A 25,923-nucleotide genomic window follows, 5' to 3' on the forward strand; every position below is an offset into this window, starting at 1 on the left:
GAGGTAGCGATTATGTTTGCAAAGATAAACAGGATTATGAGAATAGTTTTGTTGGCTGCAGGAGCTCTGTTTTTTGTTTTTAAGCTGACAGAAAAGAATAAGATCGAGAAAAAATCTGAAAAAGACGGCTTCCAGACGAAAGAATTTGATGACATTTGGTAAAGGAGTAAGTAACATATGAGAATCTGGACAATATTAAGCGGTATCCTTATGGTATTGACGGGAGCGTTTTGTTTTATGAATCCCGGACAGACTTTTCTGTCTCTGGCTTTCATCGTTGGATTGGTTATGGTTTTAAACGGCCTTATACATGCGCTTGCTTATTTTATCGGAAGAGGTCTTTACAACAAGGGAGACAACAATGGTTGGATACTGACTGACGCGTTGATAACACTTCTTCTTGGGATACTCGTATTGTGCAATCAGCTGGTGGCTGATACGGCGATTCCCATGGTATTTGGAATGTGGATGCTTGTATCGGGAATTCTTCGTGTGGAAGCAGCTACACATATCAATAAAGAGAAGAAACGCAGTAACTTCAGAGTAACTATGGCGACAGGAGTACTTACTGTATTGGTGGGAATTTTCGGCTTCATAAATCCTCTGGTGATGTGGATGACTACAGCAGTGCTTCTGGGAATGTTTATGGTAATGCAAGGAGTCAATATCATAGAGCTGGGTATTCATATGCCTCATGAAAAGAAATCATATGTAAAAATATATAAAAGAAAGCGTGAACCTATTAAGATCACCGATGAAGACGAGACTCCCGAAAAAGTTACAGAACGGCTTAAAATGAGAGAAGCTGCCGAATCTGAAACTGACGGAGGATCAGGAGAGGCGCGGACAGATGAAAAAATATGATGTATGTATTATAGGGGGTGGGGCTGCCGGTTTGGCTGCCGCTGCCTCTTTAAATAACAGTATAAGTATTTGTATGCTGGAAAAGAACGAGATTCCGGGGAAAAAGATCATGGCGACAGGAGGAGGACGATGTAATATTACTAACGCCGCCTGTGAGGGCAAAGATCTGACCCTGGATTTTTTTAAATCGCTGGGACTTGAAACCTACAGTGATAATGAGGGCAGATATTTTCCCTATTCAAATCATGCTCCTGATGTGGTTAAAATATTGCTCGGAGCAATCAAAGGGAAAGGGGCGGATCTCATAACGGATATTTGCGTCGACGGGATCTCATGCAGTAAGGGCTATTTTTTTGTTTCTTATGAAAAAGGGAAATGTGTATTGGCGGATAATGTGATTATGGCTATGGGAGGAAAAGCAGCTCCCCAGTTCGGAACTACGGGTGACGGATATTCCATTGCTAAGTCATTGGGACATAGTATAGAAAAAGTATATCCGATATTAGCGCCGATACAGTGTGGAGATTTCAGGACGATTAAAGGTGTAAGAGCCAGAGGTACAGTTAGCCTTTATAAGGATGGAGATATGATCTGCAGACAGACAGGAGAAATACAGTTTACCGAAGATGGGATTTCAGGTATATGTGTATTTAATATTACACCTTATATAAAAGCTGATGAGGGAGAGCAGTTTCATACCGCTTTAAAGCGGTATGTGCTGGAGCTTGATTTGGCGCCTGATTTTACACAGGAACAGTTGGAGAAAAGATCAGGATCGTTTGGGATATTATCGGATAAACTGGCATCTTGTGTGAGCCTTGATAATATAAAAAGATGGAGGATTCCCGTCAAAGGAGTCAAAGGCTGGAAAAATGCCCAATGTACAGCGGGAGGCGTATGCCTTAATGAGATATATATGGATTCCATGGAATCAAAGATAGTAAAGGGGCTGTTTTTTGCCGGAGAGATTATAAATGTTCAGGGACCGTGTGGAGGATATAATCTGCAGAATGCGTGGGAGACAGCAATAAGAGCCGCTGAAACTTTGAATGGAAGGTTGAAATGAGATACAGAATAAACCAGATAAAGCTTAACGTAGGTCAGAGCAGGGATGATATCCCAAAGGCAATAAGAAAAAAGCTGAGAAAGCCAGAGCTTAAAATATACGATATGCAGATTGTAAAGGAATCGGTAGACGCCAGAAAGAAGCACGATATCAGGCTGGTGTACACCGTTGATTTTTCGTGCAGGGAAAAGCTTAGTCTTGAGAGTCCTTCAAACAGAGATTATGACAGTATGGCAAAAAAGACAGGACCGTGGGATTACGACAAAAGACCTGTTATAGCAGGCTTTGGACCGTGTGGAATGTTTACCGCTCTCATACTGGCCGAGGCGGGAAAAAGGCCTGTGGTGATAGAGCGGGGACAATCGGTGGATGAGAGAGTAAAGTCTGTTGAAAAATTCTGGAGTGAAGGCGTTTTGGATCCTGAATCAAATGTTCAGTTTGGAGAAGGAGGCGCGGGAACGTTTTCTGACGGCAAACTGACTACAGGAATAAAAGATATTAGGATATCTAAGGTTTTGAAGGAATTTACAGAGGCAGGAGCCCATGAGGAAATACTTTACAAGCAGAAACCTCATATAGGAACGGACAAGCTGAGAGATATTGTTAAGAACATAAGACATAAAATAGAGTCTCTGGGTGGCAATATTTTTTTTGATACAAGGCTTGATGGTATCATAACAGAGGAAAGCGCCGAAGGAAGACGGATTAAAGGTGTGAAGCTTTTGCAGCGTGGAGCGGGAATCATTGAACTGGAAACAGACAGCCTTGTTCTCGCCATAGGCCACAGTGCCAGAGATACATTCGAGATGCTTTTCCGTGAAGGTTTTAAAATGGAGCAGAAGCCTTTTTCCATAGGGGTGAGGATAGAACATCTTCAGAAGGATATAGACAGAGCTCAGTACGGAAGTGCAGTATTGGCAGAAACGCTGGGAGCAGCAGATTATAAGCTGAATCACAGATGTCAAAACGGCAGAGGTGTGTACACTTTTTGTATGTGTCCCGGCGGATCAGTGATAAATGCGGCATCTGAAAGACATACTGCCGTGACAAACGGAATGAGCAACAGTGACAGAAAGGGCATATATGCAAACAGCGGGCTTCTTGTGGATGTATTGAGAGAAGATTTTCCATCGGAGCATCCTCTGGCGGGAGTCGAGTTTCAGAGAAAATATGAGAGACTTGCATATGAAAACGGAAAGGGAAATCTTCCTAAGACTAAGTACAAAAATTTTCGTGAAAATAATAATGATGCAGTAAGAAAAAGTATTCCGGAATTTGCTGCTGAATCGATAATAGAAGCCATGCCGTTTTTCGGAAAAAAACTTTTGGGCTTTGACAGTGATGAAGCTGTTTTGACAGCGGTGGAAACCAGAAGTTCGTCACCTGTGAGGATATTGAGAGACAGTGATCATCAGTCTGATATAAAAGGTATTTTTCCTGCCGGTGAAGGGCCGGGATATGCAGGAGGCATAATGTCTGCTGCAGTCGATGGAATAAAGACGGCAGAGAAAATATTGAATGTGATATTTCTTTAAAAACTGAATATAATTTATCATGCTATATGAGTGTTAGCAAATACGAAATCAAGGAGATGCCATGTCCATCAAGGAAGAGCTGCTGTTTGACTTTGCGCTGAATATGCCGAGGGTTCTGGTAACAGGAAAAACCACTGTACTGGACAATGTTAAGAAAGTGATGCTGCTGACCGACAGTCAGATAGTCGTTTTTAACGGACAGAAGTATACTTCTGTCACAGGGGATGGGTTTGTCATAACTGAACTTAAAGAGGGAAGGATGCTGGTGTCAGGTGAAGTTGAAGAAATTCGGTTTTTTGCGTCATTACAAGAAGATAAAGGTTGAAGGTACTGACCTAAATGGTATTGTCAACAAGTGCATGAAAAACGGGATCTCTATGAGAAACCTAAAGTGGAAAGATCCCCTGGAATCTACCGTTGAGATAAAGGGGGAGGATTTTCAGGGGCTAAAAAAAACGGCGGGACATTCATATAAAGTGACTGTTTTAAAAGAGGGCGGAGTTATTCCACTTTTCAAAAGCATGAAAGCCAATATAACAGCAATTGTAGGCGCCTTTTTACTGGGTGCTTTTATTTTTTATCAGAGTCTGTTTGTTGCTGAAATAAGAATAGACGGTTACAGAAGTATAAGCGAGGAAAGCTTACGGAAAGTCATTGCTGATGCAGGCCTTTATGAGGGAGCCAGAAAGTCTGAGGATTATAATCATATCAAAGAGGCCTTGTACAGAGAATTCGGGCAGATAACATGGGTAAGTGTATATGAAGATGGCCGACTTGTGGAAGTCGATATTTCAGAGGCGTCTAAACAGGAAGAAGCTGAAGTGGAAGATGAGACTCCTGTAGATATCGTAGCAGACCGGGCAGGTATGATAGAGAAAATTCTTCCGCTGAAAGGCAATGCATGTGTTCAGAAAGGAGAATATGTCAATAAAGGAGATGTTCTTATAAGCGGAGCTTTTGAATATCAGAGCAGTGATTACAGCAGGGGAGATGATATTTTTACAATGTACAGTCATGCATCAGGACAGGTATATGCTAAAGCTCCTCTCAGACTCACATATTATGTTGAGAAAAATCAGAGAATAAAAGACAAAACAGGGAAATTTATTCCCGGTATATATATAAAATTCGGTGATGCAGAGGTAGATACAGCAGCAGGGTTAAATAAATATGAAGTCTCGGAAAGAGAAGAAATAAAAATCCTTGATATTGTGAAACCTCTGCCTGTAAAGATATCACTTATTAAAATACAAGAAGTTGAAATAAAAGAGCGGCATCGTGATATGAATAAGGTTAAAGAAGTAGTGGAAGCTGCTGTGAGGCAGTACCAGAAAGATAATCTGAAAGAAGGCGAAGAAATTTTGGCACAGAATATAGATTATTCAGAAAGTCAGGGTGTTATAAAGGCAGATGTTCTTTTGGAAGTGCTGGAAGAAATAGGAGCAGAAAAAATAATAAAGGTTAAAGAAGAAGAAAAAACAGAAGAAAATCAGTTAGAGGAATAAATAGTTTGAATTTTCCTCTGTAAGAAAATATAATAAGAATGTGTAATATTACGGAATAAGGATTTTATGTCAAAAGGAGAATTTATTTGGAAGATCACAAAGGAAAAAAAGCTGATATGGTGAATGTCGATATAAGCGATACCATAGACAGGGGAGAGCTTTTTGGCGGGCTTGACAAGAATCTCAAATTGATAGAAGACAATTTGAATGTAGATATAATACAAAGAGACAATAAGTTGATATTAAAGGGCGCCAATACATCTCAAGCAGAAAAGATAATCAGAGAGATGATGGGTGTTTTGGAAAGAGGAGAAAAGTTGGACGAGCAGAAGATAAACTATATTGCAGATCTGAGTCATAACGGAATCTCATATAAAAAGGAGAACGTCGGCGGAGATATAATCTGTTTTACTCATGAAGGAAAACCGTTAAGACCCAAGACCATAGGACAGAAGGTCTATGTTGACTGCATAAGGAAAAAAGATATCGTATTTGGGATAGGTCCTGCGGGAACGGGTAAGACGTACATCGCTGTAGCTATGGCAGTAAACGCTTTTAAGAATAAGGAAGTGCAGAAGATAATACTTGCAAGACCTGCCGTTGAAGCGGGAGAGCGTCTGGGGTTTCTTCCGGGAGATCTTCAGGAAAAGGTGGATCCATATTTGAGACCTCTGTATGATGCTCTGTATGATGTGCTGGGAAGAGAAAGTGCTCTGAGACTGAAGGAAAAAGAAGTGATAGAAGTGGTTCCTCTTGCTTATATGAGAGGAAGAACTCTGGATAATTCATTTATAATATTGGATGAGGCTCAAAATACTACTCCGGAACAGATGAAAATGTTTCTTACAAGAATGGGTTTTGGATCAAAAGTAGTAGTGACAGGGGACGTTACTCAGATAGATCTTCCCAGAGGAAAGAAATCAGGTCTTATAGAGGCTTCAAGAATTCTTAAAGATGTAAAAGAAATCAGTTTCTGTTATATGAAGGATGTGGACGTTGTGAGGCATCAGCTTGTTAAGAAAATAATCAATGCTTATGATGTATATTACAAAGCTCATCCGCCTAAGGAGGAAGAATAACAGTCATATGAGAATCTTATGCAGCAGTGAAATAGAAAAAAACAGCAGGATTATGGATATATTTACAAAAGCCGCTTCATTGTGTATGGAGGGAGAAGGTCTGTCTCCGATCAATGCAGAAATCAGTCTGAGTTTTGTATCTCAGGAAGAAATCCAAAGACTTAACAAAATGTACAGAAATATAGATAATTATACAGACGTGCTGTCATTTCCTATGATTGAAGATTTCAACCTGATACATGATGGTGAAGAGATACTTTTGGGAGATGTGGTGATTTGTACGGAACAGGCAAAGAGGCAGGCAGAAGAATACGGTCACTGTGAGGAGAGAGAATTCGTGTATCTGTTTGTTCACAGTGTTTTGCATCTTCTGGGGTATGATCACATGAATGAACAGGAAAAGGCGGATATGAGAAAAAGAGAAGAAGAGATCATGTCTGAGCTGGGCCTTGAGAGGAAGATGAAGTGAAAGAAAATACAGAAAAAATGATCAGCAGTAAAATGGAAAAATTATTATATGATACTGCCTCAAAGATATCGGAAAACGCTTATGCTCCCTTTTCCGGCTTTAAAGTAGGCGCTGCTCTTTTAACTTCAAGCGGAAGTATATATACCGGGGTGAATGTGGAGAATTCGTCTTACGGAGCCGCAATATGTGCAGAGAGGACCGCCTTTGTCAAAGCCATATCGGAAGGAGAAAGAGAGTTTGTCGCCATTGCTGTGGCGGCCGGCAGTACGGAATCTTTTCCTTGTGGGATATGCAGACAGTTTATGTATGAATTCGGAAGTGAATTATATATTATTACAGGTACAGATAGAGAAAATCTAAATGTGAGAAAGCTTAGTCAGCTTTTCCCTGTTGGATTTGTCTTAAAGCGCTGATGTGAAAGAACAGGAGATTATTTATGAAGACAGGTTTTGTAGGTATTGTAGGAAGGCCCAATGTAGGAAAATCCACATTGCTTAATGCAATTCTGGGTGAGAAAATAGCCATAACCACAGATAAGCCTCAGACTACGAGAAATGCCATACGAGGTATATACACTCATTATGCTGATGATAATATAAACGAGGATACTCAGATGGTATTCATAGATACGCCCGGCATCCATAAACCGAGGACAAAACTCGGAAAATATATGACAGATTCGGCAGTCAATACTTTTAAAGAAGTAGAAGCTGTTATTTTTATAGTGGATGATAGACTGTCGGCAGGGCCGGGAGACAAATATATAGTAGATATGCTTAATGAGGTGACAACTCCCAAGATTTTGGTAATAAATAAAATTGACAAGATGGAGCCTGATGTGTTTGAGAAGATATACAATGAGTATGACCAGCTTGAGATATTTGAAAATATATTCGGCGTTTCTGCAAAAGAAGGCATAAATGTTCATGATGTGATAAAATGCGCTCTGGGTTTTATGGAAGAGGGACCTATGTTTTTTCCTGATGACATGGTCACTGAGCATCCGGAGAGATTTATAGTAAGCGAGATCATAAGGGAAAAGATTCTGATGTATTTTCAGGAAGAAGTCCCTCATGGTGTTGCCGTGGAAATTGAGCAGTTTAAAGAAGAAAGCAGTATCACAAAGATCAGTGCGGTAATATACTGTGAGAAAAAGTCTCATAAAGGAATGATAATTGGAAAAGGCGGAAGAAAGCTGAAAGGAATAGGGAAAAGCGCCAGAGAAGAAATAGAAGCTCTGCTGGGAGAGAAAGTATTTTTAGAACTTTGGGTAAAAGTCAAAGAAAACTGGAGAGACAGCGATATCGCACTTTCCAATTTTGGATATAAGGAGTAGGTGGGGACATTGCTTACGGATACAGAGGGCATTGTGCTCAGACAAGTGAAAACTTCATATGGAAGGCGCATGATACTTCTCTTTTCCAAAAAGTACGGTAAGATAAGTGCAGGGACCAGTATAGCCGAAAGAGGAAAAAATAAAAGTTCTCTGGCTTTGAGACCTTTTACTTATGGCAGATATGAGCTGTTTAAAAACAGAGACAGTTATAATATAAACAGCGCAGATGTCCTAAAAAGCTACTACGGCATAGGAGAAGATGTGGATAAATATATGAACGGAGCTTATGTTTTGGAATTTACCGAACGGGTATTGTCGGAAGAGGTACCTGCTCCTGCGATATTTAATCTTCTTATTGATTTTTTTGATTTGCTTGAAATGAGAAAAAAGGGAATCGGAACACTTGTACTGGCATATCAAACGAAAGTTTTTAAATATTCAGGAGTTATGCCTCAGCTTGAACGATGTGCGGTGTGCGGAGAGAAGAAAGCTGCGGTTAAATTCAGTGTGAAGGAGGGCGGTATAGTATGTGGTGACTGCCTTCAAAGTATTGAAAATTTAGAACGTCATACATTGATTTATGATGTTAAATTTGGTATATTAGATATATTGAAGTATTTTACGGCGAATCCGTTAAAAAAACTGGAAAACCTTGCATTGAAAGAAGACGCAGGTAAGCTGCTGCAGAAGATAATAAGAGATTATGCGGCATATTATCTGGATGCTTCGGATTTGAAAAGTGAAAAACTTATATAAGTATAAATATGAACAGGAGGTAAAATATGGAAATCACATTAGAGAAGATAGAATTGGTGAAAGATAGAACGGGGGTAACATATGCCGAGGCCAAAGCAGCATTGGAAGAGGCTGACGGCAGTGTGGTAGATGCAATAATAGCTATAGAGGAGACAATAAACGCAGGGCAGAAAAAGAGAGGTTTCGGGAAAAAAGGAGAAGCCTTGTTTGAAAGTATCAAAGCACTTGTGAGCAAAGGAAACGTTTCAAAGATACAGGTGAAAAGGGAGGGTGAAATAGTTCTCAATGTTCCCGTAAACGCAGGAATAGTAGGAGTAGTGATAGCCCCTTTAGCTTCTGTAGTCGCAGTAGTCGCCGCATTTGGATTTAAGTGTACCATAGAAGTAATTAAAGATGACGGGACTATTATAGATGTAAGCGATGCAGTCACTGATGCCATGGGAACGGTAGTTGAAAAGAGCAGTACTGTCGTGGATGAAGTGAAGGAAAAAAGTTCACAGATATATCAGAAGGGAAAAGAAAAGGCTGAAGAAGCCATGAGTCGCATGAAGAAAGATACTGAAGAGTTTGATTTCTCAGAGTGTTTTGAGGAAAATGATTCGGATGTGGAGATAAAGGCAGAGGATGAAGATGTTGACAGCATAGATGTTGAGAAAAGTGCTTCTGATACGGCTGAAGATCCGACTGCTGACACAAAGACAGAAGGCGAGTCGGCAGAAGAATCTTTAAAACAGGAAGAAGAAAAATAAGACGAAAAGAAGGAAGTAATAAAACATGAGCAGAGAAGTAACAATGGAGAAGCTTACAGCCCTTGCAAAGAACAGAGGATTTATATATCCCGGCTCAGAGATCTACGGAGGCCTTGCCAATACATGGGATTACGGTCCGCTGGGAGTGGAATTCAAGAATAATATCAAGAAAGCCTGGTGGAAAAAATTCGTGCAGGAATCAAAATATAATGTAGGTCTTGATGCAGCAATATTGATGAATCCGCAAACATGGGTGGCTTCAGGTCACGTGGGAGGTTTCGCAGATCCTCTGATTGACTGTAAGAGCTGTAAATCCAGATTCAGGGCAGATCAGCTCATCGAAGGATGGCTGAAAGATCAGGGTATGGATGATATCACTGTAGACGGATGGTCAAATGAAAAGCTGCAGTCTTTTATCGAAGAAAAAGGCATCAAGTGTCCTGAATGCGGAAAAGCCGATTTTACGGGAATCAGACAGTTTAATTTGATGTTTAAAACGTTTCAGGGTGTTACTGAGGATTCAAAGGCAGAGATTTTTCTCAGACCTGAAACTGCGCAGGGAATATTTGTAAACTTCAAAAATGTACAGAGAACTTCAAGAAAGAAAGTGCCTTTTGGAATAGCTCAGGTAGGAAAATCTTTCAGAAATGAAATAACACCGGGCAATTTTATTTTCAGAACAAGGGAATTTGAACAGATGGAGCTCGAATTCTTCTGCGCTCCCGGAACAGATCTTCAGTGGTTTGCTTATTGGAAAGACTATTGTGTAAACTTCCTTAAATCTTTGGGAATGAAGGAAGAAAATATAAAGCTCAGAGACCACGATGAGGAAGAGCTTTCACATTACAGCAATGCTACTACAGATATAGAATACAGATTCCCGTTTGGATGGGGAGAGCTTTGGGGCATAGCTGACAGAACAGATTTTGATCTTAGGCAGCATATGGAACATTCAGGTCAGGATATGAGCTATCTTGATCCGGAAACAAATGAAAAATATGTGCCATATTGTATAGAACCGTCTCTGGGAGCAGATCGTGTGGCTCTGGCATTCCTTACAGATGCATATGACGAGGAGGTTCTCACAGACAGCAAAGGCAAAGAGGATGTGAGAACAGTACTTAGACTTCACCCTGCTCTGGCTCCGTTTAAGGCTGCAGTACTGCCTCTGGCAAAGAAACTGGCTCCTGTTGCGGAACCTATTTATGAAGAACTTGTAAAATATTTTCCTGTTGATTATGATGTTACAGGATCTATCGGGAAAAGATACAGGAGAGAAGACGAGATAGGAACCCCATTCTCTATCTGTGTTGACTTTGATACTGAGACAGACGGTTGTGTAACAATAAGAGACAGAGATACAATGGAACAGATTCGCATACCTGTAGAACAGGTCAAAGAATATATAGAACAAAGATTAGTCTTTTAATTATTAAAGCGAGGAGAGTAAAAGGAAAAATGAAAAAATTTGTTTATTCATTTAATGAAGGCTCAAAGGACATGAAGGACTTGTTGGGCGGAAAGGGCGCAAATCTGGCAGAGATGACGAAGATCGGCCTGCCTGTACCTTTCGGATTCACAGTAACTACTGAAGCATGCAACAGATATTATGAAGAAGGAAAGACTATCGGAGATGATATCGTAGAATCCATTTTCGAAAAGCTGGAAGAGCTTGAAAACGTGACAGGCAAGAAGTTCGGCGATGTAGGCAATCCGCTGCTGGTTTCAGTTCGTTCCGGAGCTAAGATATCAATGCCTGGAATGATGGATACTATTTTGAACCTGGGTTTAAATGATGAGACAGTAGAAGGGTTGGCAACACTTACTGAAAACCCTCGTTTCGCATATGACAGCTACAGAAGATTTATTCAGATGTTCGGCGATGTAGTTATGGAAATCGACAAAAGAAAGTTTGATGCTATATTCGACGGAAAGAAGGAAGAAAGAGGATGTGAGTTTGATGTAGATCTTACAACAGATGATCTTAAGGATATCATATCAGGGTATAAGGCTCTTGTTAAAGAAGAAATGGGGAGAGACTTCCCGCAGCAGCCTAAAGATCAGCTGATGGAAGCCATAATGGCAGTATTCAGATCATGGAACAACGACAGAGCTATACTTTACAGAAAACTCAATGAAATACCTGACAGCATCGGTACCGCAGTAAATGTACAGTCTATGGTGTTCGGAAATATGGGCGATACGTCCGGAACAGGTGTTGCATTTACAAGAAATGCTGCTAACGGTGAGAAGGCGCTGTTTGGAGAATTTCTGGTTAACGCTCAGGGAGAAGATGTTGTTGCGGGTATCAGAACACCTCAGCCGATCGCTGAAATGGCGCAGGCGTTCCCTGAAGTATACAAAGAATTTGTGAGGATTGCAGAACTCCTTGAAAACCACTATAAAGATATGCAGGATATGGAGTTTACCGTTGAGAGGGAAAAACTCTACATGCTTCAGACAAGAAACGGGAAGAGGACAGCTCCTGCGGCTGTAAAAATAGCAGTTGATATGGAGGCAGAAGGCCTTATAGATAAGGAAACTGCCATTATGAGAATAGAACCTGCACAGATAGATCAGCTCTTGCACCCTATGTTTGATGAAGCAGAGCTGGCTAAGGCGGAAAAACTTGCAAAGGGACTTCCGGCATCTCCGGGAGCGGCTACAGGTAAGATTTACTTCAATGCATCAGATGCAGAAGCAGCTGCAGCCAATGGCGAGAAGGTAATATTGGTAAGACTTGAAACATCACCTGAAGATCTTGCAGGTATGGTTGCTGCAGAAGGTATACTTACAGCAAGAGGCGGAATGACATCTCATGCTGCGGTAGTTGCCAGGGGAATGGGTAAGTGCTGCGTGTCAGGATGCTCAGAGATTAAGGTTGATGAAGATAATAAGAAACTGGGAATCGGTGAGTATACATTTGTTGAAGGAGATTACATATCACTTAACGGAAGTGCAGGCGATGTGCTTAAAGGGCAGATAAAGACTGTTCCACCTGAACTTTCTGGAGATTTTGGGAAAATCATGTCATGGGCTGATGAGATAAGAACGCTGAAGATCAGAACAAATGCCGACAATCCGAGAGATGCTAAGCAGGCTGTGGAGTTTGGTGCAGAGGGTATAGGTCTGTGCAGAACAGAGCATATGTTCTTTGAAGAAGAGAGAATACCTGCCATCAGAAGGATGATTATGGCTGACACAGAAGCAGAGAGAAGAGAAGCGCTTAAATTCCTCCTTCCGTATCAGAAAGGTGATTTCAAGGGAATATACGAAGCTATGGGTGACAGACCTGTGACTATAAGACTGTTGGATCCGCCGCTTCATGAGTTTATTCCTCATACAGACGAAGAACTTCATGATTTGGCAAAGCAGATAAATGTTTCATATGAAAAATTGGCAAAAAAGGCAGAAGAACTTCATGAATTCAACCCTATGCTTGGGCATAGAGGCTGCAGACTTGCAGTAACATATCCAGAGATTGCTGAGATGCAGGCAGAAGCTATCATAAGGGCTGCTATAGAAGTCAGAGCGGAAAAGGGTCTGGATATAGTTCCTGAGATTATGATACCACTGATTGGCCTTAAGTCAGAGCTGGCTGATGTCAAGGCTACAGTTGTCAAAACCGTAGAATCTGTGATGGAAGCGGAAGGCGTGAAATTTGACTATCTGGTAGGTACAATGATTGAGATACCAAGAGCAGCTCTCACTGCTGATGAGATAGCGCAGGAAGCGGAATTCTTCTCTTTTGGAACGAACGATCTCACTCAAATGACGTTTGGATTCTCAAGAGATGATACAGGTAATATCATCAAGGAATATATAGACAAGGGTATCTTTGAAGAAGATCCGTTCCAGAGTATAGATCAAGTAGGTGTAGGCAAATTGGTAAGAATGGCTGTGGATCTCGGAAAGCAAACGAGACCTAATATTAAGCTGGGAATATGCGGAGAACACGGAGGAGATCCTAAGTCTATAGCATTCTGTAATGAAATAGGTCTTCATTATGTATCATGCTCGCCGTTCAGAGTTCCTATTGCAAGACTTGCGGCAGCACAGGCAGCTATTGCACAGAAATAGATTCAAATAATTTAAAAGATCAAAAGCGTACCATTAGAAATGGCGGTACGCTTTTTTTGTGCGGCAAATGTTATATTTACAGATATACATTGAAGCGGAGATAATATATAGAAATGTTGCAACATATGAAGTATAATGACGAAGAGATCAATCAACATTTTCAACTGAATATTATCAGGAAAAATAAAAAAGGGAGAATAGATATGCTTATAGAATTTAATGAAATGGCTGGAAGAACTATCACAGGAATGAATGGCGGAGACGGAGAAATAACTGCTAAAATGTTTGCTGATCAACAGGGGAAGATAATTTTTTGCTGTATCCATCCCGGAGGATCTATAGGTCTGCATATACATAAGACAAGCGATGATATCAATTATGTTATTTCCGGCACAGGGCTTGCAACTTGTGACGGAAATGATGAGGTTTTAACAGCAGGATCGTGTCACATATGTAAAAAGGGTTCTCAGCACAGTATTATGAATACAGGAAGCGAGGATTTAGTTCTTCTCACAGTGGTAACAGAACGATAATTTTGGATTTTATTATATCTGATATTGCGAAAAGGAAGATGAAATAGATGATAATCGATATAAATGATATTTTTAAATACAAGGTGATAAATGAATTAAAGCTATTGGATTATGGTTTTAAAAAAACGAATTTTGGATTTATTAAAGAAATACCTATTATAGGGAATAAATTTAATATGATTATTACAATATATGCTGATGGGTCTGTACAGTATAAAGTAGTAGATACAGAAGAACGGGAAGAGTATATTCCGGTCAGTGTAAAAAGTGCAGAAGGCAGCTTTATCGGAAAGATACGCGAGGCTTGCGAGAAGTTTTTGCTGGAAATATCACAAAAGTGTTTTGATACTGAAATGTTCAAAGGAGAACAGACAAAGAGAATTCTTGATTTTATCAGGTCAAAGCATGAAACGGAGCCTGAGTTTTTATGGGATAGGTATCCTGATTATGCTGTTTTCAGAAGATATGATAACGATAAGTGGTTTGCTCTTATTATGACAGTAGATAAAGCCAAGTTAGGTTTCTCAAAACATGAGAATGCTGAGATAATAGATTTGAAGGCAGATCCTCATTATGTGAAATGTTTGCTGGATGAAAAAGGGTTTTATCCAGCTTATCATATGAACAAAAAACATTGGTTCACTGTATTTTTAGATGAAAGTATTTCGGATGATATCATTTTTTCTCTGATTTCGTCCAGTTTTGAATGTGTTGGTGATAAATAGCAGTGTATATGGTTTACTGGTGGTTGATTTTTATAAAATAAGTCAAAAAAGACTCCATTGTTCTCAGATTTCTGACCTGTTATTATGTATGAAAGAGGTAAGGATAGTGAAAGAGATTAATATTGGACGTATTTTGATTGAGAATCGTCATAAAAAGGGGATTACGCAAGAGGAGCTTGCTGAATATATAGGTGTTTCTAAGGCTGCGGTTTCAAAATGGGAAACGCAAATGACATATCCTGATATTGCTTTGCTGCCGCGCTTAGCAGCGTATTTTGATATAAGTATTGATGAGCTTATGGGCTATAGACCGCAAATGACAAAGGAAGAAATCAGAGAATGGTATTGCAGATTTACTAAGGAATTTTCTGATTTACCCTTTGATGAAGTTTTGGAACATTGCCTCCGGATGGCAAGAAAATATTATTCTTGTTATCTGTTTTTGTTTCATATTGGTATTCTGCTGGTTAATCATTTTATGCTTGCTGAGACTATTGAGAAGTCTCGGAGGGCTCTGGAAGAAGCAAGAGGATTTTTTCAGCATGTGAAAAATGGAACAGATGATCCCGGCCTTGGCAAAAAGGTTCTTCAAATGGAAGCATATTGCTGGCTGGCTCTTAAATGTCCTGAAAAAGCATTGGAGATTATGGATAAAGGTGAGGATGGGTTTGGAAGCAATGAACCGCTGATGGCAGCGGCATATCAGATGACGGGTAATCTTACGGAATCCGGAAAAATATTGCAGATTGGAATTTATAAGAATATAGTTTCTCTTTGTAATTTGTTTTCTTCTTATATGAACATGTCTCAGAGTGATGATGGGATATTTGACGGGATATGCAAACGATTTCAGGCAATTTCAGATGTTTTTAATTTAGATAAATTACATCCCGGTATAGTTCTTCCATGTTATCTTGCGATGGCACAGGGCTGGGCAGTCCGGGGAAAATCAGATAGAGCTTTTCTTTTTTTAGAAAAATATACTGATCTGGCAACAGGAGATATTTATCCTTTGAGGCTGCATGGCGATATATTTTTTAATATGATTGATGAGTGGCTTGGGGAGGTTTCGAATCTGGGAAATTATCCGCCCAGAGATGAATCTGTGATTCGTCGGAGCATGACACAGGCTCTCACAGCAAATCCGGCATTTAAAAGCCTGAGGACAGATTCTCGTTTTCAGGAAATGGTTTCACGATTAAAAGATAGTGAAAGGAAGAAATGATATGAAGGCAATAACTTTACAAAATCTTTCAAAAACTTATTCAGGAGGAAAGCAGGCGGTTAAACAGATCTCTCTGTCTTTAGAACGGGGCGAAGTATTTGGTTTTCTTGGACCTAATGGTGCAGGAAAAACAACAACAGTAAAATTGCTGAATGGTATGCTTGTTCCTTCAGAAGGAAATTGCAGTGTCATGGGATTTGATCCTGCGGAAAAGCCGGAAAAAGTTCATGCTTTGTCAGGTGTAGTAACAGAACATGCTCAGATGTATGATAATCTCACCGGTATGCAGAATCTGATTTTTTTCGCTTCTATTTATGGAGTCTGTAAAACTGATTCTCTAAAGCGTGCGGAAGTTTTACTGGAACAGCTGAATCTGGAGGAAGCAGGTAACATGAGGTTGTCTACTTATTCAACCGGCATGAGACAGAGACTTTCCATGGCAAGGGCTCTGATCCATAGACCTCAGGTACTTTTTTTAGATGAGCCGACTTCGGGACTTGATCCTGAAAGCGCTCAAAATGTTAACAGACTGATTCGGAATATGGCGAAGCAGGAAGGAGTTACTATTTTCTTATGTACGCATCAGCTTCGGTATGCTCAAGAGATCTGCACCAAATATGGCTTGATCGAGGAGGGAAAATTGCTTGCTGAAGGAACATTAGATCAACTGCGGAAAAAGGTGAAGCCCGGTGCCGCAGTAAAAATATATGCTGATAATGTGCCAAAAGGAACATCACTCCAAGAAATAGGAACGCATCAATATGAAACAGTTATACGGTCTGATGATGAAATTCCGAAAATTGTTCGCAATATTGTTGAGGGAGGAGGAGATATTTATTCTGTTACGGCTCAAAGGCCCTCGCTGGAGGATATTTATTTTGCTCTTACGACAAGAGAGGAGGAGATATTATGAGAGATTCTATGATGGCTCTCATCAAGAAAGATTTTCGCGGTGTTACAACTAACAAACATTTGTTTACGGGGCTTTTAGTTGTTCCTCTTGTACTTACTATAATTCTGCCTTCTGTGTTTGTATTTCTGATCTATTTTAATCCAAATGATCCTGATATACAGAAACTTTTGGAGTTGCTGCCTCAGTCGGCTCAATATGGCAGTTTGGAACTTACGGTTGCCGGAATGATTCTAAACTTTATTCTTCCAGTTTTCTTTTTGATAATCCCCATAATGACAGCTTCCATTATGGCTGCCAGCTCTTTTGTAGGAGAAAAAGAGAAACATACTCTGGAGACGCTTCTTTATTGTCCTATGTCTGTAAAGCAGATTTTTCGTTCAAAGGTTGCGGCATCATTTATACTGAGCATGACAGTATCTTTGATTTCATTTTTAGCTATGATATTGGTGCTTGAGTTTGAGACATTTTTTCTTATGGGAAATTTACTTTTGCCCAGTGTAAACTGGCTGATCATTCTTCTTATCGTTTCTCCGGCTGTTTCATTGATTGCGGTGACGCTGATAGTTCGTGTATCTGCTAAGGCTCAGAGTGTGGAAGAGTCACAGCAAAGTGCCGTATTTCTTATCATCCCCCTTATTCTACTGATTGCAGGACAGTTTACAGGGGTATTGCTTCTTAATAAATGGATTCTTTTAGGGATTGGAGCAGTATGTGCTCTTCTGGCATGGCTGCTTCTTAAAAAATGTATGGGACGTTTCACATATGAAATGCTTTTGAAATAAAGTTATGTGATGAGATTGCAAATCTTCTGAAAAATAAAAATTTTCGGAAGGTTTTTGTGAAATATCTTGCCTTTTCAATGGATTTCAAAATCATAAATTTATGTTATACTAAAAATGTAGAAATAAAAGAAATACATCATGGAGGTAATATGAAAAAGAAAAACGATGTAATAATGGAGCAGCCTAAGCTTGGGGTAAGGCTGTTTTCTGTTTCTATTATGATTTTAACGGCGGTAGTATGGATGGCTTTAGATATTTATCTTCCGGCGCTGCCTATATTGAAAGAGGTTTTTGATGTATCGGCGAGTTATTTGAATTTAACACTGACTATAGGGATAATTACTACTGCTGTAGGTACTCTGATCGGAGGTCCCTTCAGCGATAAATATGGAAGAAAGCCTGTTTTTTCAGTGGGAATTACATTAAGTTTTGTTTTTACGTTTTTGTGTACTTTTGCAGGCAGTGTTGAGTTTCTCATTGTAGTAAGAGGTCTTGCCGGTATGGGTAACGGTATTATTCTGACGGTGACAACTGCAATGATAAAAGATACTTTCTCCGGAAGTAAGTTTAAAAGCGTGATGACGGTTTTACAGTCAGCAGCTATTATAGGTCCTATTCTGGCGCCTTCTGTGGGTTCTTTAATTATAAGCTGTCTCAGCTGGAGATGGATGTTTGTATTCATAGCCGTGGTTTCGGTGATACCTTCTGTTTTTATTTTGATGTCCAGAGAAACATGGCCTAAAGAACATAGAGTTTCTGACAGCACGCTGACGGCCATCAAAGAAACACTGAACACAGCTAAAGATAAACCTTTTGCCATGTTTGCCGCAGTTATGGCGATACTTACCATTCCTATGTGGGCATATATTTCAGTTTGCTCGTATATTTATATTACTGATTTTGGTGTTTCCAATATGCAGTATGGTGTTTTATATGCTCTGGGAGCGGGAGTTTCCTGTATATCACCATTTCTTTACATGGTAATAACGAAGCGGTTTTCTACCGGCAGAGCCTGTGAAGTATGCTTGGGGCTTATATTGATGTCAGGTATACTGCTGGTGGCGATAGGCGGCCGCGCCCCTATATTGTTCCTCTTATCGACGTTGCCGTTTATCGTAGCTGAAGGAATGATACGTGCGTTGGGAATGGTCGTTTTGCTGGAACAGTATTCCCGCGTTGCAGGAGCTGCCAGCGCTATGATTAATTTCATACTTAACATCGTAGGTACTGTGGGTGCATCACTTGCAACTCTAAGTTGGAGCAGTTATATTACAGCTTTGTCAGTCATATGTATAGGCTGTATGTCAGCGGCTTTACTGATATGGATTATAATTGTAAAAAAGAAAATAATGGCTGAGCGGCTGTTTGGCCGATTAAAGAGATAACTTTTGATCCTTATAAAAGGGCTGAATCAACTGTATTGTATATATTAAGGAATTTTTTCTAATATACAAAGGCAAATTATGCTAATATTTTTTGAAAAACATGTTGACAAAAAAGGTAAAAAGCATATAATTAAAAATAGAATAATTCTAAAAGAGGCGATGACATGACCAAAAACGGAAAGATGATAATGGAGATCATTTATGAATCTGCGGAACATCTGACTGCTGAACAGATCTTTATACAGGCAAAGGAGAAGGCGCCTAAGATTGTACTGGCTACAGTATATAACAATCTGAAAAGACTTGTTGATAAGAAACTGATAAGGCGTGTAACTCTTGACGGCAGTCCCGATCGTTACGATAAGCCTACACGTCACGATCATCTGATCTGTGATAAATGTGGTAAGCTGTCAGATATTCATCTGGATGATTTATCCAATAGATTAGAACGTGATATAGGAATGCCTATTGTATCGTATGATCTTAATATCCATTATCTTTGTGAAAAGTGCCGAGGGAAATCATCACCAGAGCATTGAGCCGGTGTAATGCGTTTATCAGCGCTGTTATGCGCATTACGAGACAAGCCAGAAGCAGCGCAGAAAAGAGGGAGTAATGAGTAAATATGCAGGAACACAGACAGAAAAGAATTTAATGGAAGCTTTTGCAGGAGAATCACAGGCAAGGAATAAGTATACATATTTTTCATCTGTTGCCAAAAAAGAAGGCTACGAACAGATTGCAGCTTTATTCCTCAAGACGGCAGAAAATGAAAAGGAACACGCAAAGATGTGGTTTAAGGAACTGGAAGGTATCGGCGATACTGCTCAGAATCTGAAAGCTGCCGCAGAAGGTGAAAATTACGAATGGACAGATATGTATGATGGATTTGCTAAAACTGCAGAAGAAGAAGGATTCCCTGAATTAGCTGCAAGATTCCGTCTTGTAGGAGCTGTTGAGAAGCACCATGAAGAACGTTACAGAGCTCTTCTTAAGAATGTAGAAACAGCAGCAGTATTTGAAAAGAGTGAAGTAAAAGTTTGGGAATGTCGTAATTGCGGACATATCATAGTAGGAACTAAGGCTCCGGAGATCTGCCCTACTTGCAGACATCCTAAGAGCTATTTCGAAGTACATGCTGAAAACTATTAGGAATAAGTATATAGTTTTTTTTGAAAAGAACATCCTGTGTGGGATGTTCTTTTTATATTCTTGATAAAAGAAAAAGCCGTAACTGTTTTTTATGTGATATGAGTAAAGTCGATTGTTTTCCGGAAAAATATATAGTAAACTTATAAAAGTATTTTTAAGGTCAACAGAAAAAAGATATACTGGGAAAGAAATCAAATGGAAAACAGACTTGAAAAACGTTATGGATTGGTGACAGCAATCACTATGGTCGTCGGGATCGCAATCGGCAGCGGTATTTTTTTTAAAGCTGAAAAAATATTGAACTGTACAGGAGGCAATACTCCTATAGGCATAATCGCATGGATCATAGGAGGAAGTATTATGATCGTATGCGCATATACATTTGCTAATCTGGCTGCAAAATATGAAAGGGTTAACGGTGTGGTTGATTATGCTGAAGAAATGCTGGGATCCCAGTATGGATATTATATAGCGTGGTTTCTGGCTGTCATGTATTATCCTGCTATGACATCTGTGTTGGCATGGGTATCTGCAAAATATATTTGTGTTCTCATAGGGTGGGATATAAAAGGAGGCGCCTGTATGGCAGTAGCGGGGTTCTGTCTTATTGCGAGTTATGCCTTAAATGCTTTATCTCCTATGCTTGCAGGTAGATTTCAGGTATCAACTACAATTGTAAAAATGATTCCTCTTGTATTTATGGCCGTAATAGGGACTGTAAAAGGACTTGCCAGCGGTCTTATGATAGAGAATTTTACACAAGTTGTAGTGCCGGCAAAGGAGTTGGGAGGTACGGGACACATATTGTTTACCGCTGTATGCGCTACAGCGTTTGCCTATGATGGCTGGATAATCGCCACATCTATAAATTCGGAACTTAAGGACTCCAAGAAAACTCTCCCTAAAGCCCTTGTGATAGGAACTTTTATAGTTATGCTGACGTATGTCGTTTATTATATAGGTCTTTCCGGCGCGGTAGAAAATAAAATCATGATGGCAGGTGGAGAAGCAGGAGCGAGGCTGGCCTTTATTAATGCATTTTCACAGGTCGGAGGAGTGGCTTTGTTCGTGTTTATCATTATATCCTGTCTCGGAACATTAAATGGGCTCATGTTAGGCTGTATACGCGGGATGTATGCTCTGGGTGTAAGGAATGAAGGTCCGCGGCCAGATATATTCCGACAGGTGGACCCGGTTATTAATATGCCGACTAATTCTGCTGTCATAGGAGTGCTGCTGTGCAGCGTATGGCTTTTGTACTTTTACGGAGCCAATCTCAGTAATGAGTGGTTCGGACCTTTTTCTTTTGACAGTTCGGAGTTGCCGATCATAACCATATATGCTTTTTATATACCAATATTCATAATGGTAATGAAAAAAGAAAAAAAATGGGGAATGTTTAAGAGATTTGTGATGCCAGCGGCTTCTATATGCGGCTGTATATTTATGATGGTCGCGGCGGTAGTTTCTCATAAAAAAGATGTATTGTTCTATCTTATAGTTTTCGCTGCAGTAATGTTTGCAGGGGTGTTAATAAGCAGAAAGGGGAATAGAGCAAGATATCAAAAACGTGAAATGTAGTATATATGGAAAAGGTGAAACTGAGGGAAAATGAAAAAGCCGGCTGAATATCTGAAATCATCGAGATTTACTGCTGTAAATTTGACGTGGACAGTGGACAAAGTAATGAAGAAGGCTTATGATATTTTTGAAAACAAATCCTCAGATGACATTGACGAAGCAGAAGACATAGTAGAGATCATGAATAAAGAAGCGGTGAAAATTCATGAGAAAGATATACGAATATGTAAGGATATTTCACAGTGGAAGGAAAGGTCTGCTTTCTTACGAGCTTGTAAATGCAGGGAAACTGTATACCTATATAGCTTGGACAGGAGAAATAAAAGAAAGTTTTTATGAAAATATGTTGCTCCAAAAACTGTAAAATGTTATAATTTCACATTTGATGTCACAGATGACAGCTATATTAACAGAACAAGGGATATGTCGGCTTCCTTTCAGAGGCAGCCTGAAAAAAGTCATGAATATGGAATAAAGAGGGTATGAGAGTGTGAAAAAGCAGAGGGTAGGATAAAAGATGTGGTTTTTGATATTATTGGCTGCGGTTTATTTGGCGGTAAATTTTTTCTTATGGCATAGAGTTATAAGGCTTCTTAAAAATATCCACGGTTTTTTTGGAAACAAGTGGATTATGATTGTATTTACTTTGTTATATCTGTTTTTTTTAAATAGCATATGGATATGGGTAATTTTCGATGATCCAATATGGACGGCTTTTTTTAAATATATAAATAATGTGTGGATAGGAATATTTATTTACGCTTTAATTTTTGTGGCTGCTGCGGAAATTGTCACATTTATTCTATGGGCTTTTAAAAAGATGAGAAAGGGATATGACGGTTATCGCAGGTATATTGTTATGCGAGGAACTGCAGTAGTCTTGCTGGTGATAAGTTTCAGTCTATATGGAGTGTTTCATTATCAGAATATAAAAGTAAATAATTATGAAATCGATATAGACAAATCATCACATGCTGGTGATTCTATGAGAATTGTTCTTGTGGCAGATACTCATCTCGGCTATTCTGTGGGAAATGATATGATGTCTGAGATGGTGGATCTGATAAACCGGCAGAAACCAGATCTTGTGGTATTCGCCGGAGATATAGTTGATAATGATTATTATGCAGTGTCTGATGCAGAAAAAACTGCAGAAACATTGTCGCGCATAAATTCAAAATATGGTGTTTATGGATGCTATGGCAATCATGATGTAAAAGAGACTTTGATCGGAGGATTTACTGTATCTTTAGATGAAGAGGCAAAGATACCTCCGGAAGTTGAAGAATTTGTTCAAAGGGCAGGGATAAAAATACTTCAGGATGAATCTGAAACTGTGGCAGGCGATATTATCCTGCTGGGAAGATATGATGCATCCAAACCAAACAGCAGCAGCGGGAAAAGAGCTTCTATAGATCAACTGACTGAGGATCTTGACAGGAAAAAACTTATAATATGCATAGATCATCAGCCCTCCCAGCTTCAGGAAAAAGCCTCGGCGGGAGTTGATCTTGATCTTTGCGGACATACTCACGACGGGCAGATTTTTCCTGGAAATATAACTATAAATTTTTTCTGGGATAATCCTTATGGTCTTCTTAAAGTTGGTGATATGTATTCCATAGTTACTTCCGGTGTGGGAGTCTGGGGACCGGCTATGAGAGTAGGTACCGACAGTGAGATTGCTGTTATAGATATTGATTTGAGATAATGATATCAGCATGGAGGAGAAGACTGGAATATTATCATGTCTTCTCCTATTATCACTATACTGCTCCACGGCAGTTCACACATATCTCCTATGCTTTTTCTGAAAATACCGGTGCTTTCCATAGACGGGACAAGCACTGATTTTATTTTCCCTGTTTTTTTGTCAAAAATCATTTCGGCATCCCAAAGCTGACCATGACTGCATCCCGTTGAAAGATCAACGATTTCTTTATTTCCGATTTCACTTAACCGCATAATATACTCCTTAAATACAGATAATATTAATGATATTAAGTTTAAGAGGAGATTATGAAGGTGAAAGAGGAAAAAAAAGAAAAAAAGACTGCTGAGCAGGAAAACAGTACGAGAGATCTTATTACAGAGCTTGGCCTTTTAACTACCGGAACGGATTTTGAAAGCGATGTTCAATATATAAATATTATAGGCAGCATAGAGGGGCATAATGTTCTTCCGCCTGATAACAAGGCTACAAAATATGAACATCTAATACCCCAGCTTATAGCTGTAGAGGAAAATCCTAAGCTTAAAGGTCTTTTGGTTGTTTTGAATACTGTAGGAGGTGATGTTGAAGCGGGGCTTGCCCTTGCAGAAATGATATCTACTTTATCAAAACCGACTGTATCTCTTGTTCTGGGAGGCGGACACAGCATAGGCATACCGCTTGCAACAGCTACGGATTATTCATTTATAGCCAAAACTGCCACCATGACGCTGCATCCTATCAGAACTACCGGAATAGTGATCACATCAGAGACTACTTTTGATTATATGAGAAAAACGCAAGAACGTGTGATCAATTTTATAGAGGAACATTCAAAAGCCAAACGTGATGAAATAATACGGCTTATGAACAGCAATGACAATATGTCTAATGATGTGGGAACTGTACTTTTCGGAAAAGAAGCTGTGGAAACTGGTATAATCGATCAAATCGGAGGAGTATCTCAGGCGATAGCAGAGCTGAGAAAAAGAATAGAAGAAAAATAAAATTATTGACAATATTTTCCATAAGATGTATTATATTAAAAGGAATTAATTTCCATATAATGCATTAATTTGAAAGGAGAATTATGGAAAATATTTCATTGATGATTGTCACAGATGACAAAGCGTATGGCAGGGCACTGAGTAAAGCTTTGATTCACCTATGTGTAGGTATGATAATACAGATGATAGGAAAGAGTGAGTTTTTCTCAAAGATGAGGGAATACGGTAATGAGAAGGATGAAGTATCTTTCCTTGAATCTGTAGATTTGATATTATGGGATGGAGCAGAAGCAGAATCATCTTACGGAGGCAGAATTATACTTTTGTCTGAGAAACCGGTTATGTCTGTAAAAGATTTTAATGAAGGAAAATTCTGTATTTACAAATACAGTCAGGCTCAGTGCATAGCGGCGTCTTTGTTTGAGATATACAGTTTTTTGATAGGACGGCGTATGGTTAACATACAGCGTCAGAAAGTACGTATACTTGTTTTCTCCTCATGGATGGGAGGTTCAGGATGCACTGTAACCGCAATGGCGGCAGCTCAGGAATTGTGCCGTTTCAGAGGTAGTCGTGTTTTGTATCTTTCTTTTGAGGAAATAGAATCAACAGGTGAATTTATAGAAAGTCCTATCGGAGTAAAAGGAGTGGGCGTATATCTATATCATCTTTTTAAGAATTCGTCTTCTGTAATAAAATCAGACGGCATCGGGGATAATGAGTACCCTGTTGTAGAAGGTTATCTTGTACATGATGATTTCGGAGTGGAGGCCTTTGCTCCTACAGCTGGAAGGAATCCTTTAAGAGATATTACGGATGAGGAGCTCAATGTCTTTATGGCATCACTCATAGATATCGGACGATATGATTTTATTATAATAGATATGGGCGATAATCTGTCTGAAACTGATATAACATGTATGGAAATGTGCGAAAGGATATGTCTCGTATCTAAAGGACAGGGAAATGGCGCAAGAGAAAATCAATATCTGCAGCATCTCATATATCGCTGTGGAGAAGAGGTCATAGATAAAATAATAAAGGTAGAAAATCTGAAAACTGGGATTTCGAATACAGATAAAATTTCCGGGGAAAAGAATTGCATGATAGATGCAGACATATGCATAAACCGAAGCAGTACATTTTTACAGGAAGGGGAGATCATGCGCATATTTCTGGACGGAAAATTCGGAAACAGTATTAAAAGACTTGTAGAAAAACTTACAGAACCTGAAAAGTGATGTATGTATCAGATAGAATATTTTTTTAAATAATTCTTGACAGATATGCTTTACAGGACTAATATATTATACATAATTGAATATTATCTTCAGGGCAGGGTGAAATTCCCGATCGGCGGTAAAGTCCGCGAGTGTGAAAGCACAGGATTCAGCAGATATTTTGTCTGAATCAGGATTTGGTGAGATTCCAAAACCGACAGTATAGTCTGGATGGGAGAAGATATGATAA

General features: G+C 39.4%; 28 protein-coding genes and 1 riboswitch. Of the genes, 27 read left to right on the top strand and 1 reads right to left on the bottom strand.

All coding sequences use genetic code 11. The features are described 5' to 3' along the window. Positions 1-12: 12 nt before the first annotated feature. From H8692_RS07870 to H8692_RS07990, 25 genes are all read left to right on the top strand, one after another. A complete protein-coding gene (locus tag H8692_RS07870; RefSeq protein ID WP_177267881.1) occupies positions 13-162 on the top strand; it encodes a hypothetical protein in 150 nt (49 codons plus the stop codon). Positions 163-177: 15 nt separating this feature from the next. Beyond that, entirely contained in the window at positions 178-864 is a 687-nt protein-coding gene (locus H8692_RS07875; protein ID WP_177267879.1) for an HdeD family acid-resistance protein, read from the top strand. After that, on the top strand, positions 851-1,930 hold the full coding sequence (locus tag H8692_RS07880) for an NAD(P)/FAD-dependent oxidoreductase (RefSeq protein ID WP_187525394.1): 1,080 nt from the start codon (positions 851-853) through the stop codon (positions 1,928-1,930). Before H8692_RS07875 ends, H8692_RS07880 begins: the two co-directional genes overlap by 14 nt. Continuing rightward, on the top strand, positions 1,927-3,465 hold the full coding sequence (locus H8692_RS07885; protein ID WP_187525395.1) for an NAD(P)/FAD-dependent oxidoreductase: 1,539 nt from the start codon (positions 1,927-1,929) through the stop codon (positions 3,463-3,465). Before H8692_RS07880 ends, H8692_RS07885 begins: the two co-directional genes overlap by 4 nt. A gap of 61 nt (positions 3,466-3,526) precedes the next feature. Beyond that, positions 3,527-3,790 carry a YabP/YqfC family sporulation protein gene (locus H8692_RS07890; protein ID WP_177267873.1) on the top strand — a complete coding sequence of 88 codons (264 nt, stop codon included), beginning with the start codon at positions 3,527-3,529 and terminating at the stop codon, positions 3,788-3,790. Beyond that, positions 3,738-4,970, top strand: a complete 1,233-nt coding sequence (locus H8692_RS07895) for a sporulation protein YqfD (protein ID WP_187525396.1) — start codon at positions 3,738-3,740, stop codon at positions 4,968-4,970. The genes H8692_RS07890 and H8692_RS07895 overlap by 53 nt, the downstream gene beginning before the upstream one ends. Before the next feature lie 86 nt (positions 4,971-5,056). Beyond that, complete coding sequence (locus H8692_RS07900) at positions 5,057-6,049, top strand: PhoH family protein (RefSeq protein ID WP_465250896.1); 993 nt, start codon at positions 5,057-5,059, stop codon at positions 6,047-6,049. Positions 6,050-6,056: 7 nt separating this feature from the next. Further along, the gene (ybeY, locus tag H8692_RS07905; RefSeq protein ID WP_177267869.1) at positions 6,057-6,518 is read left to right on the top strand and encodes an rRNA maturation RNase YbeY; all 462 of its coding nucleotides are present in this window, start codon (positions 6,057-6,059) and stop codon (positions 6,516-6,518) included. A gap of 17 nt (positions 6,519-6,535) precedes the next feature. After that, positions 6,536-6,931, top strand: a complete 396-nt coding sequence (cdd, locus tag H8692_RS07910; RefSeq protein WP_187525429.1) for a cytidine deaminase — start codon at positions 6,536-6,538, stop codon at positions 6,929-6,931. 23 nt (positions 6,932-6,954) lie between these two features. Further along, positions 6,955-7,854, top strand: a complete 900-nt coding sequence (gene era / locus H8692_RS07915; RefSeq protein ID WP_187525397.1) for a GTPase Era — start codon at positions 6,955-6,957, stop codon at positions 7,852-7,854. 9 nt (positions 7,855-7,863) lie between these two features. Then, positions 7,864-8,610 (top strand): DNA repair protein RecO, encoded by a 747-nt coding sequence (gene recO, locus H8692_RS07920; RefSeq protein ID WP_187525398.1) that lies wholly within the window; start codon positions 7,864-7,866, stop codon positions 8,608-8,610. Positions 8,611-8,636: 26 nt separating this feature from the next. Then, positions 8,637-9,359 (top strand): DUF4342 domain-containing protein, encoded by a 723-nt coding sequence (locus H8692_RS07925; protein ID WP_177267862.1) that lies wholly within the window; start codon positions 8,637-8,639, stop codon positions 9,357-9,359. 25 nt (positions 9,360-9,384) lie between these two features. Next, positions 9,385-10,788, top strand: a complete 1,404-nt coding sequence (locus H8692_RS07930) for a glycine--tRNA ligase (protein WP_177267860.1) — start codon at positions 9,385-9,387, stop codon at positions 10,786-10,788. A gap of 29 nt (positions 10,789-10,817) precedes the next feature. Beyond that, positions 10,818-13,439: a pyruvate, phosphate dikinase gene (gene ppdK / locus H8692_RS07935; protein ID WP_177267858.1), complete on the top strand. Its 2,622-nt coding sequence runs from the start codon at positions 10,818-10,820 to the stop codon at positions 13,437-13,439. Between the two features lie 125 nt (positions 13,440-13,564). Continuing rightward, positions 13,565-13,972, top strand: a complete 408-nt coding sequence (locus tag H8692_RS07940; RefSeq protein ID WP_243206942.1) for a cupin domain-containing protein — start codon at positions 13,565-13,567, stop codon at positions 13,970-13,972. A gap of 47 nt (positions 13,973-14,019) precedes the next feature. Then, entirely contained in the window at positions 14,020-14,697 is a 678-nt protein-coding gene (locus H8692_RS07945; protein ID WP_187525399.1) for an MmcQ/YjbR family DNA-binding protein, read from the top strand. Positions 14,698-14,803: 106 nt separating this feature from the next. After that, on the top strand, positions 14,804-15,922 hold the full coding sequence (locus tag H8692_RS07950; protein ID WP_187525400.1) for a helix-turn-helix domain-containing protein: 1,119 nt from the start codon (positions 14,804-14,806) through the stop codon (positions 15,920-15,922). A gap of 1 nt (position 15,923) precedes the next feature. After that, positions 15,924-16,835, top strand: a complete 912-nt coding sequence (locus tag H8692_RS07955; protein WP_187525401.1) for an ABC transporter ATP-binding protein — start codon at positions 15,924-15,926, stop codon at positions 16,833-16,835. Continuing rightward, entirely contained in the window at positions 16,832-17,617 is a 786-nt protein-coding gene (locus tag H8692_RS07960; protein ID WP_187525402.1) for an ABC transporter permease subunit, read from the top strand. The genes H8692_RS07955 and H8692_RS07960 overlap by 4 nt, the downstream gene beginning before the upstream one ends. 149 nt (positions 17,618-17,766) lie before the next feature. After that, the gene (locus tag H8692_RS07965; RefSeq protein ID WP_177267851.1) at positions 17,767-19,002 is read left to right on the top strand and encodes an MFS transporter; all 1,236 of its coding nucleotides are present in this window, start codon (positions 17,767-17,769) and stop codon (positions 19,000-19,002) included. Between the two features lie 164 nt (positions 19,003-19,166). Then, on the top strand, positions 19,167-19,541 hold the full coding sequence (locus tag H8692_RS07970) for a Fur family transcriptional regulator (RefSeq protein WP_177267850.1): 375 nt from the start codon (positions 19,167-19,169) through the stop codon (positions 19,539-19,541). A 76-nt stretch (positions 19,542-19,617) separates the two neighbouring features. Next, positions 19,618-20,154 carry a rubrerythrin gene (gene rbr / locus H8692_RS07975; RefSeq protein ID WP_177267849.1) on the top strand — a complete coding sequence of 179 codons (537 nt, stop codon included), beginning with the start codon at positions 19,618-19,620 and terminating at the stop codon, positions 20,152-20,154. Between the two features lie 195 nt (positions 20,155-20,349). Next, on the top strand, positions 20,350-21,735 hold the full coding sequence (locus H8692_RS07980; protein WP_187525403.1) for an APC family permease: 1,386 nt from the start codon (positions 20,350-20,352) through the stop codon (positions 21,733-21,735). A 30-nt stretch (positions 21,736-21,765) separates the two neighbouring features. Continuing rightward, entirely contained in the window at positions 21,766-22,074 is a 309-nt protein-coding gene (locus tag H8692_RS07985; protein ID WP_187525404.1) for a hypothetical protein, read from the top strand. Between the two features lie 433 nt (positions 22,075-22,507). Continuing rightward, positions 22,508-23,446, top strand: coding sequence for a metallophosphoesterase (locus H8692_RS07990; protein WP_187525405.1), 939 nt, complete (start codon positions 22,508-22,510; stop codon positions 23,444-23,446). 5 nt (positions 23,447-23,451) lie between these two features. Here the strand turns inward: H8692_RS07990 and H8692_RS07995 are convergent, their stop codons facing one another. Beyond that, positions 23,452-23,700, bottom strand: coding sequence for a YlmC/YmxH family sporulation protein (locus tag H8692_RS07995; protein WP_177267845.1), 249 nt, complete (start codon positions 23,698-23,700; stop codon positions 23,452-23,454). A 54-nt stretch (positions 23,701-23,754) separates the two neighbouring features. Here H8692_RS07995 and H8692_RS08000 point away from each other — a divergent pair, with 54 nt between their 5' ends. Together H8692_RS08000 and H8692_RS08005 are read left to right on the top strand one after the other, a co-directional pair. Further along, positions 23,755-24,453: a ClpP family protease gene (locus H8692_RS08000; protein ID WP_187525406.1), complete on the top strand. Its 699-nt coding sequence runs from the start codon at positions 23,755-23,757 to the stop codon at positions 24,451-24,453. 83 nt (positions 24,454-24,536) lie between these two features. After that, positions 24,537-25,694: a P-loop NTPase family protein gene (locus tag H8692_RS08005; protein WP_187525407.1), complete on the top strand. Its 1,158-nt coding sequence runs from the start codon at positions 24,537-24,539 to the stop codon at positions 25,692-25,694. An 81-nt stretch (positions 25,695-25,775) separates the two neighbouring features. Further along, positions 25,776-25,920: riboswitch (FMN riboswitch) on the top strand. Positions 25,921-25,923 lie beyond the last annotated feature (3 nt).

This window comes from Lentihominibacter hominis, from assembly GCF_014385065.1.
In the GTDB taxonomy this organism is placed as follows: Bacteria; Bacillota; Clostridia; order Peptostreptococcales; family Anaerovoracaceae; genus Lentihominibacter; species Lentihominibacter hominis.

Excerpts from the sequence above, each read along its gene's own strand:
- H8692_RS07870 (WP_177267881.1), top strand. The coding sequence starts at position 13 with ATGTTTGCAAAGATAAACAGGATTATGAGAATAGTTTTGTTGGCTGCA.
- H8692_RS07875 (WP_177267879.1), top strand. The coding sequence starts at position 178 with ATGAGAATCTGGACAATATTAAGCGGTATCCTTATGGTATTGACGGGA.
- H8692_RS07970 (WP_177267850.1), top strand. The coding sequence starts at position 19,167 with ATGACCAAAAACGGAAAGATGATAATGGAGATCATTTATGAATCTGCG.
- H8692_RS08000 (WP_187525406.1), top strand. The coding sequence starts at position 23,755 with ATGAAGGTGAAAGAGGAAAAAAAAGAAAAAAAGACTGCTGAGCAGGAA.
- H8692_RS07925 (WP_177267862.1), top strand. The coding sequence starts at position 8,637 with ATGGAAATCACATTAGAGAAGATAGAATTGGTGAAAGATAGAACGGGG.
- H8692_RS07960 (WP_187525402.1), top strand. The coding sequence starts at position 16,832 with ATGAGAGATTCTATGATGGCTCTCATCAAGAAAGATTTTCGCGGTGTT.
- H8692_RS07945 (WP_187525399.1), top strand. The coding sequence starts at position 14,020 with ATGATAATCGATATAAATGATATTTTTAAATACAAGGTGATAAATGAA.
- cdd (WP_187525429.1), top strand. The coding sequence starts at position 6,536 with ATGATCAGCAGTAAAATGGAAAAATTATTATATGATACTGCCTCAAAG.
- ybeY (WP_177267869.1), top strand. The coding sequence starts at position 6,057 with ATGAGAATCTTATGCAGCAGTGAAATAGAAAAAAACAGCAGGATTATG.
- H8692_RS07980 (WP_187525403.1), top strand. The coding sequence starts at position 20,350 with ATGGAAAACAGACTTGAAAAACGTTATGGATTGGTGACAGCAATCACT.
- H8692_RS07985 (WP_187525404.1), top strand. The coding sequence starts at position 21,766 with ATGAAAAAGCCGGCTGAATATCTGAAATCATCGAGATTTACTGCTGTA.
- rbr (WP_177267849.1), top strand. The coding sequence starts at position 19,618 with ATGAGTAAATATGCAGGAACACAGACAGAAAAGAATTTAATGGAAGCT.
- H8692_RS07930 (WP_177267860.1), top strand. The coding sequence starts at position 9,385 with ATGAGCAGAGAAGTAACAATGGAGAAGCTTACAGCCCTTGCAAAGAAC.
- H8692_RS07885 (WP_187525395.1), top strand. The coding sequence starts at position 1,927 with ATGAGATACAGAATAAACCAGATAAAGCTTAACGTAGGTCAGAGCAGG.
- era (WP_187525397.1), top strand. The coding sequence starts at position 6,955 with ATGAAGACAGGTTTTGTAGGTATTGTAGGAAGGCCCAATGTAGGAAAA.
- H8692_RS07995 (WP_177267845.1), bottom strand. The coding sequence starts at position 23,700 with ATGCGGTTAAGTGAAATCGGAAATAAAGAAATCGTTGATCTTTCAACG.
- H8692_RS07965 (WP_177267851.1), top strand. The coding sequence starts at position 17,767 with ATGAAAAAGAAAAACGATGTAATAATGGAGCAGCCTAAGCTTGGGGTA.
- H8692_RS07940 (WP_243206942.1), top strand. The coding sequence starts at position 13,565 with ATGAAGTATAATGACGAAGAGATCAATCAACATTTTCAACTGAATATT.
- H8692_RS07890 (WP_177267873.1), top strand. The coding sequence starts at position 3,527 with ATGTCCATCAAGGAAGAGCTGCTGTTTGACTTTGCGCTGAATATGCCG.
- H8692_RS07880 (WP_187525394.1), top strand. The coding sequence starts at position 851 with ATGAAAAAATATGATGTATGTATTATAGGGGGTGGGGCTGCCGGTTTG.
- H8692_RS07955 (WP_187525401.1), top strand. The coding sequence starts at position 15,924 with ATGAAGGCAATAACTTTACAAAATCTTTCAAAAACTTATTCAGGAGGA.
- ppdK (WP_177267858.1), top strand. The coding sequence starts at position 10,818 with ATGAAAAAATTTGTTTATTCATTTAATGAAGGCTCAAAGGACATGAAG.
- H8692_RS08005 (WP_187525407.1), top strand. The coding sequence starts at position 24,537 with ATGGAAAATATTTCATTGATGATTGTCACAGATGACAAAGCGTATGGC.